The following is a 14,233-nucleotide window of genomic DNA, read 5'->3' as shown; positions in this document are numbered from 1 at the left end:
TTTTTATTTCCCCAGTTCCGGGTTTAAATCGATGTAATTTTGATTGATCGGGAACACATATCCGTCGCTATTCGGCTCAAGCGTATAGGTTTGTCCTTTAAAAACTCTGGAATATGTTTTTTGATAAAGCGGATCAAGATTTAATCTTCTCTGATCGAACCATCGAAATCCTCTGCCTATAAGTTCTTTTTGTCTTTCGACCAATGCCAGATTCAAAGCTTCTGTATTTGTAGTCGCGGCTACTTCGTAATTTGTCGCAGTTTTATATCTTTTTGCTCTCAAAATATTCAGATTTTCAACTGCTTTTTCCGGCTGTCCTAATCTGGCATAACATTCGGCTGAGATCAAATACATTTCCGGAACCGATACTCCAATATTAATTCCGGTAGTCGGACTATAATTTGCAATTCCAAAACCTCTTCCTGTATAACCTGGGAAAAAATTTGTTCCTGCTATGGTGTAATAATTGTAACGAAGGTCATTGCTTTCAAAACTATTTAGTAAATCGTTTGATAGCGGAGCACCTCTGTACATAAACAATACTGTTTTCGAAAATATAATCTCAGGATTCTGGATTAAAACCGGGTAGCTAAATCCGGAAGCAAATGTATTTAAGTTGATTAAACTGCTTTGCATTTCAAGTGCTTTTTGAGCATTGTCAAGGCTTAACTGATACGATCCCATATAAAGATACGTTCTGGCAAATAATGCATAAACCGCGCTTTTTGAAGGCAAAACATTAAATGGAGGCGTATCCTGAATATCATTGGCTAAGGCACTTTGCAAATCGGAAATAATCTGATCGTACACTTGCCCCACTGTACTTCTTTCCAAAGAAGAAAATAAATCCGGTTTTAATAATAACGGAACTGCTTTTTCTGAATTGGCTGAAGCCGGATTAAATTGCGGACCGTAAACATTTACCAGTTGTAAATATGCAAACGCCCTGTGTACAAAAGCCTCAGCATAAATTTCTTTTTTTTCCGCAGCTGTTCCGCCTTCACTGCTCATAACACCATCGATGATGACATTGCTGTAATAAATGGCTTTGTACAGCCCGTTCCAGTCTGAATCTCCCTGAGATGGATCGTATATTTTTTCCTGCCAGGTATAACTGTTACTCCAAATGGTCGAAACACCTGTTTGATAGGTTGTCGGAAATTCTACCTCTGCACTGGCCAGCAGGTGAATACCGCCAGAAGCTGTCATATCGGTATAATTATTAGCCAAACCTCTGTAATCTGAGGTGTATTTTAAAACTCTGTTGTTTCCAACCTGTTCTACTTCAACATAATCTCTGCAAGAGTTTAATAGAAGTATTGGAAGGAATATATATAAGGTGAATTTTAGTAATTTCATAAAGTCTGTTTTTTAAAATTAAAAACTGCAATTAAATTGTAAAGTATAATTACGTTGAGGCGCAAGTGTGTTGTAGTTATTGGTTGACAAATACTGCGGATCAATCCCCAAGTCATTCTTAACCCACAATAATCCTAAATTTCTCGCTGCAAAATTGAAGCTCAATGACTTTATAAAAGTTTTTGCCAGCCATTCTGACGGAACATTATACCCCAGCGAAATTTGCTGCAAACGAATATTATCTGCAGGTAAAATATTGATGTCTGCATTTTGATAGCGATTTAAACTATTATAACTAATGTTGGCCAGGCCGGGAACATTTGTAAACACTTCGTCTCCGGCTTGTCTCCAGCGATCAGCAATTAATTCATCTTTTGCTACTGCACCATACTGTACTCCTGAATAGGATGGATAATTTTGCAATACGGTATTTCTAAATACGTGGCCTGCATAATAAGTCATCTGAACACCCAGCATGAAATTCTTATACGAGAAATTATTCATAAATCCACCAAAATAAGGCGCCACCGTGGTTCCCATATATTTTAGGTCGTCTTTGTTAATTGTTGAAATACCCTGGGACGCATTTACAACCGTACCGTCTTTTCTATAAACTGTAGATTGTCCATTAGCATCCAGACCTGCCCAATTGTAAGCATATATATATCCTATTGGTTTGCCCTCAACTGTTGCTCCCCCTAAATATTGATTTGCTGTCGTAGCTTTAAAACGGGAATCTGTGACTTCATTGGTGTTGTATGCAAAAGTTACCATACTGTTCCATTTGAAACCTGAGTTTACAATAAGTCCTGAAATATTTAAATCAACCCCGTGACCTTTTAGTGTACCGGTGTTATAGGTTAAATATGACCAGCCGTATGTTGGGTTGTAAGGCAGATTGGTTAGGATATCGTAAGATTTTTTATAATACAAATCAGCACTTCCGCGAAGGCGATTATTAAAAACGGCGTAATCCAAACCAAAATTAAGTGTCTTTGTTGTTTCCCATTTAATCTCAGGATTTTCCGGTAATGATATAGAAGCTGTTGGTAATTGTGTGTTAAAATCAACAGAACCTACAGAAATTAAAGCACTTTGACTTCCAAAACCACCCGGTGGAGTACTTCCTCCTGCACCATAAGTAACTCTCGCAGATAAATTGCTTAACCAGCTTACTTCTTTTAAGAAAAACTCTTTATTAATATCCCACTTAACACCTGCAGACCATAATGGTAATGCTCTGTCTTTTCTGGAAGCTCCAAGAATATTAGCATCATCAAAACGAACACTTCCTGACACGTGATACCTGTTCATAAAATCATAAGAACCTAACCCGTAATAAGACAAGTAACGATCTCTATATTTACTAATGCCGTTATCAGAAGTTCCGATAATATTCTGCCAGCCGTAAATAGTTGTATAATAAGCTGTTGGATTTACAGATTGTCCTGAATTTGTATCTGTGTCATAACCGTAATATCTTTGGCTTGATCCTTCTCTGTGTTCCTCTCTGATTTCTGAACCTGCTAAAAAGTGCAAGGCATTATCCTGATCAAAATTCCTGTTTATATTCATCTGAAAACGCATGCTTTGCGATTCATTCGAAGTATTGGTATTGTACAAATAAGATCCTACAGGTATACCGTAAACTAATTTACCGGCAGTATTTACAGAAGTTGCTTCATTGATCATATTTCTTGCAAAATAGCTGTCCCGTTCACTTAAAGATTTGGTTTTGTTACCAATGGAAGTATACATTCCTGAAGCTTCAAAATTCAGCCAGCTATTTACTGTCGCCGTTAAACTGGCGTTCAATCGTATGTTGGCTCCTTTGGTTATAACATTCGAATAATTGAGCTCATCAAGATAATTATAAGTCCAGGGTAAATATCCCTGGGTTTCAAATCCTTTGGCAACTTCTGGTCTGAAAATGATATAACGATCAATTCCGTTTCCGTTTTCATCAGCAATCATATCGTATGGGCGCACTGCAGAATTTGATACGTTTGATAACGCTTCGTTTACAGTCGTATTGGCCTGATAAGTTGAAGAAACGTAATTTATTCCTGTGTTTAATTTTAAAAAACTTTTAAGCTGAAAAGAATTATTTAACGTTATATTGTACGATTGAGATTCGTTACCCCGCATTGCTGCCTCATCTTTATTAAAACCTAAAGACAAGTAATACGTACTTTTATCACTTCCGCCACTTACAGATAAGTCATATTGTCTGGTTGCAGAATTTCTTAATAAGTATTTGCTGATTTGATTAAGATTGTCATTCTGTGCCAATTTATCTAATAACCGATCTCTTTCTGCCATAGAAATTGTTCCTCTTTGTTGCTGAAACATGATTTCCTGGGCAGCACTGGGATTTTTTGCCTGCCAGTTACCAATATCATCAACTACAAAGCCACCACTAACAAGATCCTTTTCGTAATCAATATACTGAGCTGTATTCATGACACGCAATTTCCCCAAATCCATTTTATCACCTATTGTAGTTGTGGTACTAAAATTAATGACCGGTTCTCCTTTTTTACCTTTTTTTGTGGTTACCACAATTACTCCGTCGGCAGCACGGGATCCCCAGATAGAAGATGCAGCAGCATCTTTTAAAACCGTAATACTCTCTATGTCATCTACATTAACGTAACTTAAAATTGATGCACCCGACACCCCCATTTTGGTAAACCCAAAATCGCTTACGGGCTGTGGAAAACCGTCAATAACTATCAATGGTCTGCCACTGCCGCTATAATTATTTGTTCCTCTTACTGAAATATTACCCGTTCTCTGATCGACTTTTACTCCAGCCATTTTCCCTTCAATTCTTGAAGCAATATCTACGGTAGGAACCTCTGCAAGTTCTTTGGCGCCCATAACTTCAAAAGATCCTGTAACTCTTTCTTTAGGAATATCAGTATACCCGTTGGAAGCCACTACGGCTACTCCTGTCAACTCCATTACATCCTGAGTTAAGATAACTTTGATGAATTTTTGGTTATTTACCCCAACAATTTTCGATTTAAAACCTAAATAGTCAAAACGAACAGAATCATTGGCTGCGACTCTTATCCTGTAATCTCCTTTGTCGCGTGTAATGTCCCAATTGCTTTGATTGCTTAACAATACAACATTTACTCCAATTAACGGATTTCCGTTTTTATCGGTAACAAATCCGGTCAAATCATATTGCTCCTGCTGTACTTTTTTAGTTTTCCTGATAACAACCTGCTTATCGATGATGGTATATGTTAATCCGGTATTTGCTAATGCATTGTTCAGGATTTGTTCAACAGTTCCATATTGATTAACGCTCACTTTTTTTGTAGACGAGATTAAGTCATCATTATAAAAAAACACATAATCGCTCTTTTGCTGAATGGTGCTGAAAAGCGTTTGCAGTGAAGCACCCTGAACCTTAACAGAGATTTCATTTTGCGCTTTTGCAACATTGGCATAAATGCTGGTTAATCCTAAATAGAGAACTAAAATGAATACTCTCATAAATAAAATAAAAGTAAGGTTGATGATTTTTTTAGGCAATAGAAAGCCTATATCATGATTTTTATTCATAATTTTGTTGTAGTTTATCGATAATTGCATTCGCAATTAAAATTTTACATAAGCCAAGAGATGTTCGAGCATCTTTTGGTTTTTTTTTGGTTAGTCTTTTTAGATAGTTTAATTTGAAGTTTTATTACATCATAGGCAGTATAATTTTAGTTTTTCAGTTTAGTTTATAGTTATTTTTCTGGTCTTATCATCATATGACAATGCAAGACCCGTAGTTGCTTCTAATGTTTTAATTACCTTATCCAGATCATCATTAAGTTTAAATGCTCCTGAATAAGTTTCATTTTGGTTTACAGTTCCTTTAATCACAAAATTTACGTTATAGTATCTTGTTAATTTATCTAAAACCAGGGGTAATTTTTCCTGAGAAAATTCATAATATCCTTTTCTCCATGAAAATAAAGTCTCAACATTCTGAACCGTCGTTTTCATTGTCTGCCTTTTTTTATCCAAAGCTGCAATCATTCCCGGTTTAAGAACTGCCTGAATCGTATCAGTATCGAAAAAGCCTTTTTTGGCATAAGCTACCTGCACTTTTCCTCTTAGTAATGCGGTAGAAACTTTTGCATCTTTAGTATAACAGCTTACATTAAATAATGTTCCTAGTACACGAACACTGTAGTTATTCGCTGCTTTTACAAAAAATGGTTTTGCTGCATTGTGTGCCACATCAAAAATTGCTTCCCCTTCTAAAAAAACTTCTCTGGATTCATCATTAAAAGCAGTTGGATAAATCAATTTAGATCCTGAATTCAGCCAGACTAAAGTTCCGTCTGCCAGACTAAGCTGTGCTCTTTTTCCGTAAGGAACTAAGACCGTATTGTACTGTGGTTCCAGTGTATTTTTTTGGTTAATCTGTTTGTTGTTAATATTAACTTTATCTCCTGATGCATTATATGCAATTGTTGTGCTGTCACCTACCGCAATAGCTTCCTGATTTGATAATACTAATCTAACCTGGCTGCTTTTTGCAAAAGAAGAAACTGCTGTCATATTGCTTTTTGCAAATTGCTCAATCGGACTTATTACTTTTTGTTCCTGTTTAAAAACAGCCGTAATTCCGAGAGCTATACAAAACACAGCCGCTGCACTCCAGGAAAGGGTACGGAGTTTTTTTCTTCTGGTTCGCTGTTTTTCAAATGCAAGGCTTTCTTCAATTCTTGCTTTTAAAGCAGCTTTATCTTTTTTGGGTAAAATTTTAAAATTTGGGTACAAGATGTTTTTCTTTTTTGATTCTTAATGGTATAAGAATCAAAAGGGCAAAGCATAGACAAAAAAAATAATGTTTTTTTAATCTTTTTTTAAAGTTTCTTTCGAAGTTCTTTTAAAGACCTGTAAATAAGCGTTCTACAAGAATCAAGGCTGATTTCAAGATTGGAAGAAATTTCCTCATAAGACAAATCCTCACTAAACCTAAGATGAAGCGCATACCGCTGTTTTTTGGTAAGCGAAGCCAAAGCCAAAGCTAAACTGGCATTTTTATTTAAGGTTGTTTCGTTAAAGATAAGTTCATCTTCGGCTGAATCTGTTTTGTAAGCACCTTCTGAAACAATATCAAGACGTACGGTTTTGTTCTGTGCTTTTAGTTTTTTAAAAATATCATTCTGCAGTGTTTTGAAAAGATACGATTTAACTACTACATCTGCAGAAATTGTAGTGCGGTAACGATGAATATTGACAAAAACATCGTGTATGGCATCTTGCACTAAAGACTCATCCTTAGTGTATTGCATTCCAAACGTAAAAAGTATATTTATGTACCGATCATATAATTTATGATAAGCGTTAACATCTCCCTTTTTTATTTGACTCCATAAATCAATATCTCTTTTTTCATTCTTCATTGAAGATTCCTTGCCTTTAAGAGTTGTTCACTACAAAACTAAATAATTTAAAAAATTATCAATAAAATTTTCATTTTTATTTCAAACTTTATAAGTATTTCGGTAATAAGAAAAAATAATACTACATTTTAACACTCTCATGCAGAATTTACTATTAGTCCTAAATAAAAGTTTCTAAAATAAACAATCCTGCAGCTATTTGATAACTGCAGGATTGTTTGAGGAAAAAATATTTTATAAATTACATCGCTGAGATGACGAACTCACTTCGTCGGTTTTTTAAATGTTCTTCTTCAGAACATTTAACACCGTCTTTACATCTGTTTAGCAATTTGCTTTCACCATAACCTTTTCCTTTCAGACGATCGGCCGTGATGCCTTTTCCTACGAGCCATGCCATGATCGATTTTGCTCTTTTATCAGAAAGTAACAAATTTGATTTCGTTGATGCACGGCTGTCAGTATGCGAGCGTATATTGATTTTTATTGCCGGATATTCCTGCATTACAGCTAAAATCTTCTCGAGCTCTATTGCCGCAGCATCCGTGATATTCCATTTCCCAAGATTAAAATAAATCATTGAAATGTTGAGCGTTTTAGCCAGGTCTGTCCCTACTTTAATGGTTTTTATTGACGGAATTTCCATCACTGTGATTTTTTCTTTTTCCAGGCTAAAATCCAGTTTGTTTTCTGCACTCGGAGAAATTGAAATCGTATTCTCTTTCGTTGGATACAATTCTGTTTCTACCTTAACCGAATATCTTTTGCTGCAATTTACTTTAAAGCTATAGGTTCCGTCCTGCAAAGTTATTGCCTGGTCAGTTATCTGATTATTTTCATTAAGCAATGTTATTTTAGCCCCCTGGATAACTATGTTGGATTTATTCTCAAAAATAGTTCCGGCTAAAGTTCTTTCGCAAATCAGTTTTTTTGTCTCTGTAAATTTATAAATATCATCATTGCCTGCCCCTCCTTTTCTGTTAGATGAAAAATATCCTTTACTGCTATTACTATCAATAATAAAAGCAAAATCATCAAACATTGTATTTACCGGCTCTCCTATATTCTGAACCTGATCGAAAATTCCATTTTCCAAAATTTTTGAAACAAATATATCCAGTCCACCAAGTCCCGGGCGTCCATCTGTTGCAAAATACAATTGATTATCTCCTGAAATAAATGGAAAAGTTTCTCTTCCTTCTGTATTAATTCCAACGCCCAGGTTTTCCGGTTTCCCGAATGTTCCATCGGCATTAATCGTAACACTATACAAATCAGACTGGCCTAAAGTTCCAGGCATGTCTGATGCAAAATAAAGTTTCTTTTCGTCTACACTTAAAGCAGGATGTGCTGTACTGTATTTATCACTGTTGAATGGCAATTCTTTTATATCTGACCAGCTGCCATCTACCAGATTTGCTTTATACAATTTCAGTAAGGTAATGTTCTTATTGTCTTTACCCCGTTTTCCATACAAATAATTATTTCGGGTAAAATACATTGTTTTTCCGTCTTTGGTAAACACGGGAGTCGATTCATTAAATTTAGAATTAATCTCTCTGTTTAAAAGCACGGGATTAACAACATCCCCATCTGGATTAATAGGTGCTATATATAAATTCGAAAAATTTTTATTAGTCCATTTAAATGTTTTCCCTTCTTTTTTTCCAATTTTTCGGGCAGAACTAAAAACCAAATTAGTATTGAAAAATGCGCTTCCAAAATCTGAATTTTCTGAATTTAGCGCTACAGGCGAAATTTCAAATCGGCCGGAATTTAATTTAATCTGTTCCAGGTAATTTTTATTGTTTTGGAACAAAATTCCCCTGCTGTCAGTGTTGGTCTTTTTAATGAACTCTTCCAGCATTTTATCTGCTTTTGCATAATCACCAATCGATTTTAATGACTGTCCATATCGGTATAAGTATTCCGGCTCCTGCTTCTCATTTAAGGCAAAAAGCCTACTATAATAGGTTGCTGCTTTTGGCAGCTCAGCATTAAAATAGTAGGCGTTGCCCAATCGCTGGAACATTTTTTCATCTTCAAATCCTTTCGCCGCCAGCTTTTCATAAATTTCTATGGCATCTGCGAAAGCATAATTATTATATTCTTTTTCTGCTTTGGCCAAAAGTGACTTTTGGGCAATTGCCTGATAACAAAAAAGAGACAGAAAGAGTATGAGTACTATTTTTTTCATTTTCATAATTAGAAAAATCTTGGTGATGTAATTCGGTTATAACTATTCATAAATTCAAAACGAAGGAATATCTCATGAGAGCCGGAGTTGTAGTTGCTTAACCTGGTCGTTTCCCTGTCATAAGCATAGCCAATATACATGCTTTTATTAAGCTGAAATCCAGCCATTGCACTTAAGGCAGCACTCCATCTGTATGAAACACCGACAACAAATTTTTCGTTAAACATGAAATTGGCTGACGCATCAAGCTGTAGCGGAGAACCTTCAATTGCTTTAGCTAATACTGCGGGTTTGAACTTTATCATTTCATACTGATCCAGATTAAACACATAACCGGCTATTAAATAATAATTAATCTTCTCTTTATATATTGCAGTTTCATTATCATCGAAACGATTTGTTTCGATAAAATTAGGAACAGACAAACCTATATAACCCTTGTCTGAATGCCAGTATACTCCTGCCCCTACATTTGGTGAAAATTTATTTTTAAAGTTCGAAAACTGAGGATCTCCCTGATGTTCCGGATTCAGTTTGTTTGGATCAAGGTTAAAAATATTGGCAGATCCTTTTATACCAAAAGAAAGTTTGGTTGTGGCAGATGTTGGAATGGAATAAGAGAAGTCTATTGAAAAATTGTTCTCATTTGTGGGTCCTATCTTATCATTTACTAATGAAAACCCCAATCCAACTTTATCATTTACCGGTGTATTTAATGATAAAGCACCCGTTTCAGGCGCACCATCAAGTCCAACCCATTGTGTACGGTACAATCCAAATATACTCATAACGCCTCTCGAACCAGCATAGGCAGGATTTATATTGATGGTATTGTGCATATATTGCGTAAACTGCGCATCCTGTTGTGCAAAACCTGCCACAGAACAAAACAATAAAACTAAAGCTAATTTTTTCATTTGTTTATTTTTAAATAATGGCTTAACTTATAGCTAAGCCATTTTTATTAGTATAGAAATATTATCTGGTGAGATATAAATAACCTGCCTGCTGTTGAGGCTTAGATTGATTATCCTTGTATCGTATGATATAATAATATGTTCCTTCAGGTAAACCTTCTGATTGTTTTACAGTTGTTCTGCCTTCTGAAAAACCTCTAAATGCCACATCATTGTTGTTATAATGGTCTCTTTCGAAAACCAGGACACCCCAACGGTTGAAAATCTGAACGGTGTTATCAGGATAGCACTCCATTCCACGAATGTAAAATCTCTCGTTTTTCTCGTCTCCGTTTAAAGAAACTGCGTTATGGACTTCCAGATCACAACCATTTAAATTGATTACAGTTGGTTTGTCACTGCCTTCATTCTCAGAATCTGAATTATCAGATGTAGTAATACCGCTCTGAGTAACTCCTGAAACTGTTGCCTGATTACTTACTACACCAGCATTTATGTCTGCCTGGGTTAAAGTGTAAGTACCGGTGAATGTAACGGTATCGCTTTCGCCAACGCCCAAATTAATTGGACCGCCGGTGATTACTACTCCTGGTAAAAGGTCTTTAATAAGAACATTCTCCAATGCAGTATTACCCGTATTTTTAACCGTGAAAGTATAGGTTATAGTTTCTCCCGCTTCAGGAAATCCATTTCCGTTGTTATCATTTAATGAGGCTTTCATAATGAGTGAGACTGCCGGTGTTTCAACAAAAATGTGAACTGTTGCAGTAGTGCAATTATTTGCATTTGCTTTTTCACAAATTTGGTAAGTTAAAATATAGTCATCTCCTTTAGTTCCCGCTGCTACATTTATAGTTCCGTTGTCATTTAAAGTAATTCCTGCTGGGAAATCTTGTCCTTTTAAAATAACATCTGCAGGATTAACCGGAACTCCGTTTAATTTATCATTGTCTAAAACATTAATGACTTCCAATGAACCTTTAATTCCGTCTGCAACAGCATCATCATTTTCAGCAACGATTCCGAATTGAGGTCGTGCATTACATCCAACTTGTGCCGAAGGGTAGTTTACAAGTACCGATTTATTAGGATTTAATGTAAACTGGATAGTCACAGCCGGTCTCGTTAATTCAAATCCGTCATTACCTTCTATCCATTTCCCGTTTAGCAATATCCATCCCGGCCAGTCGATTGGTTTGTTATTACTGTCCAGTACTGTACCAGGCCACAACACGGTACCGTTTAAAGGCATGTTGCTTTGTGTTGCCACAATATGGTTAGCACTGTCAATCCAGTTAATAGTAACCAGCCCTTTTGGTGTAAAATTATCAGCAGTAACTTTATAGGTTACGTAAGCTGTATTATCAGAACAGTAGCTTTCTGCTGTTACAGTCATTTCAGGCGCTATAACGGTTACCGTGGCTGTTGCAGTTGTACAATTGCTGCCGTTTGCTGCTTCGCAGATTTGGTATGTTAGTGTGTAAGTTCCTGCCGGAGTATTTGGAGCAATTTGAGCTGTTCCGTCTGATTTTAATGTCAATAGTCCTTTTGGATCCGGTATTAGTACTTCTAATTTAATATCAGAAAGCACTATTGGATTATTGTCTAAAGTGTCATTATCTAAAACATTGATCACATCAACGCTTTCGTTAATACCGACAACTGAACCAATTTCGTCATTAACTGCATCTATCTTCCTTTTATCAACTGAAATTGTAATGACAGCCGGTGTACTATCTACAGCACCATTGTTGTCTGTTACTGTAAATGTAAACGTATCGTTTCCTGAGAAAGCACCATTTGGATTGTAAGTCAACATAGCTGCTTCTGCAGGCGTCAATACCTGATTTACTAAAATTGGTGTCCCTGATAGTGCTAATATTCCATTTGATGGTAAGGTTACTACAATATAATTTACAACCACTCCGTCAGAATCTGTCGCTGTCAGAGCATTAATTGCCGTAGCACCAGCACCCGAAGGAATAGCAGCATTAGTATCATCTTTTGCAACAGGAGCATTATTTTCAATTGGAATTGTAATTGTTGCTGACCCTGAAACTGCTCCCAGATTATCTGTTGCAGTAAACATAAAAGTATCTAAACCAGTATAAGTTCCACTTGGATCATAAGTTAGCATTGCTGCTTCAGCAGGTGTTAAAATTTGATTTACTGTAATTGGAATACCTGCTAGCGCTAATAGTCCGTTTGTTGGTAAACTAATCACCTTGTAAGAAGCAATTGTTCCGTCGACATCTGTTGCAGAAAGTGCATTAATTAAAGTTGCTTCTGCAATTGATGAAATGCCGGTGTTTGTATCGTAGTTTGCAATTGGAGCATCATTGGCAGCCGTAACTGTGATAAGCTCGCTGGCAGTAGCTGTAACGTTTCCGTCACTGATCACATAAGGGATGCTGATGGCCGTTGCAGAATTGTAGTTTGCATCAGGTGTGAAGGTAATCACGCCCAAAGCAGAGATGTTTACCGTTCCGTTTGAAACCGCTATGGTTTGAACACCGCCTGTCAGAACCTTTCCGTTGATAGAGGTTACTGTCAGCGTATCTCCGTCAAGGTCCGTATCCAAAGCCAGTGGGTTCAGGGTTATCGTATTGTCTTCCGCAACAGTGTAGGTATCGTTAACCGCAACCGGAGCATCATTGGCAGCCGTAACTGTGATAAGCTCGGTGGCAGTAGCTGTAACGGTTCCGTCACTGATCACATAAGGGATACTGATAGCCGTTGCAGAATTATAGTTCGCATCAGGTGTGAAGGTAATCACGCCCAAAGCAGAGATATTTACCGTTCCGTTTGAAACTGGTATGGTTTGGACACCGCCTGTCAAGGCAGTTCCGTTGATAGAGGTCACTGTCAGGGTATCTCCGTCAAGGTCCGTATCCAAAGCAAGTGGGTTCAGGGTTACCGTATTGTCTTCCGCAACAGTGTAGGTATCGTTGACCGCAACCGGAGCATCATTGGCAGCCGTAACTGTGATAAGCTCATTGGCAGTAGCTGTAACGGTTCCGTCACTGATCACGTAAGGGATACTGATAGCCGTTGCAGAATTATAGTTCGCATCAGGTGTGAAGGTAATCACGCCCAAAGCAGAGATATTTACCGTTCCGTTTGAAACCGCTATGGTTTGGACACCGCCTGTCAGAACCGTTCCGTTGATAGAGGTCACTGTCAGGGTATCTCCGTCAAGGTCTGTATCCAAAGCCAGTGGGTTCAGGGTTACCGTATTGTCTTCCACAACAGTGTAGGTATCGTTGACCGCAACCGGAGCATCATTGGCAGCCGTAACTGTGATAAGTTCACTGGCAGTAGCTGTAACGGTTCCATCGCTGATCACATAAGGGATGCTGATGGCTGTTGCAGAATTATAGTTCGCATCGGGTGTGAAGGTAATCACGCCCAAAGCAGAGATGTTTACCGTTCCGTTTGAAACCGGTATGGTTTGAACACCACCTGTCAAGGCGGTTCCGTTGATAGAGGTCACTGTGAGGGTATCTCCGTCAAGGTCCGTATCCAAAGCCAGTGGGTTCAGGGTTATCGTATTGTCTTCCGCAACAGTGTAGGTATCGTTGACCGCAACCGGAGCATCATTGGCAGCCGTAACTGTGATAAGCTCACTGGCAGTAGCTGTAACGGTTCCGTCACTGATCACATAAGGGATGCTGATGGCCGTTGCAGAATTATAGTTCGCATCAGGTGTGAAGGTAATCACGCCCAAAGCAGAGATGTTTACCGTTCCGTTTGAAACCGGTATGGTTTGAACACCGCCTGTCAGAACCGTTCCGTTGATAGAGGTTACTGTCAGTGTATCTCCGTCAAGGTCCATATCCAAAGCCAGTGGGTTCAGGGTTATCGTATTGTCTTCCGCAACAGTGTAGCTATCGTTAACCGCAACCGGAGCATCATTGGCAGCCGTAACTGTGATAAGCTCATTGGCAGTAGCTGTAACGGTTCCATCGCTGATCACATAAGGGATGCTGATGGCCGTTGCAGAATTGTAGTTTGCATCAGGTGTGAAGGTAATCACGCCCAAAGCAGAGATGTTTACCGTTCCGTTTGAAACTATTATGGTTTGAACACCACCTGTCAAGGCAGTTCCATTGATAGAGGTCACTGTCAGGGTATCTCCGTCAAGGTCCGTATCCAAAGCCAGTGGGTTCAGGGTTACCGTATTGTCTTCCACAACAGTGTAAGTATCGTTGACCGCAACCGGAGCATGATTGACATTTGGAATCTCAGTATCTGTATTGTTGCCCGGTGTCGGGTCATTTTCCAATCCGGTGATAACAGCGGTATTGCTGTATGAACCTGTTGCGTTTACTGTTGCT

General features: G+C 37.8%; 7 protein-coding genes. All 7 read right to left on the bottom strand.

Annotation, left to right across the window (positions count from 1 at the left end):
• Window positions 1-3: 3 nt before the first annotated feature.
• Window positions 4-1,359 carry a RagB/SusD family nutrient uptake outer membrane protein gene (locus LPB89_RS16205; RefSeq protein WP_230702734.1) on the bottom strand — a complete coding sequence of 452 codons (1,356 nt, stop codon included), beginning with the start codon at window positions 1,357-1,359 and terminating at the stop codon, window positions 4-6.
• Between the two features lie 18 nt (window positions 1,360-1,377).
• Complete coding sequence (locus tag LPB89_RS16200) at window positions 1,378-4,938, bottom strand: SusC/RagA family TonB-linked outer membrane protein (RefSeq protein WP_230702733.1); 3,561 nt, start codon at window positions 4,936-4,938, stop codon at window positions 1,378-1,380.
• Between the two features lie 159 nt (window positions 4,939-5,097).
• Window positions 5,098-6,153, bottom strand: a complete 1,056-nt coding sequence (locus LPB89_RS16195; protein WP_230702732.1) for a FecR family protein — start codon at window positions 6,151-6,153, stop codon at window positions 5,098-5,100.
• 86 nt (window positions 6,154-6,239) lie between these two features.
• Window positions 6,240-6,782, bottom strand: coding sequence for an RNA polymerase sigma factor (locus tag LPB89_RS16190; protein WP_230702731.1), 543 nt, complete (start codon window positions 6,780-6,782; stop codon window positions 6,240-6,242).
• 241 nt (window positions 6,783-7,023) lie between these two features.
• The gene (locus LPB89_RS16185; protein ID WP_370635546.1) at window positions 7,024-8,979 is read right to left on the bottom strand and encodes an OmpA family protein; all 1,956 of its coding nucleotides are present in this window, start codon (window positions 8,977-8,979) and stop codon (window positions 7,024-7,026) included.
• 8 nt (window positions 8,980-8,987) lie between these two features.
• Window positions 8,988-9,896, bottom strand: coding sequence for a type IX secretion system membrane protein PorP/SprF (locus LPB89_RS16180; protein WP_230702729.1), 909 nt, complete (start codon window positions 9,894-9,896; stop codon window positions 8,988-8,990).
• Between the two features lie 61 nt (window positions 9,897-9,957).
• On the bottom strand, window positions 9,958-14,233 hold a 4,276-nt coding region (locus LPB89_RS16175; protein ID WP_230702728.1), incomplete at its 5' end, for an Ig-like domain-containing protein.

The organism is Flavobacterium sp. ENC, assembly GCF_020991415.1.
GTDB lineage: Bacteria > Bacteroidota > Bacteroidia > Flavobacteriales > Flavobacteriaceae > Flavobacterium.
Note: the sequence above shows the minus strand (reverse complement) of the source record. Positions and strands in the feature narration are given on the sequence as shown.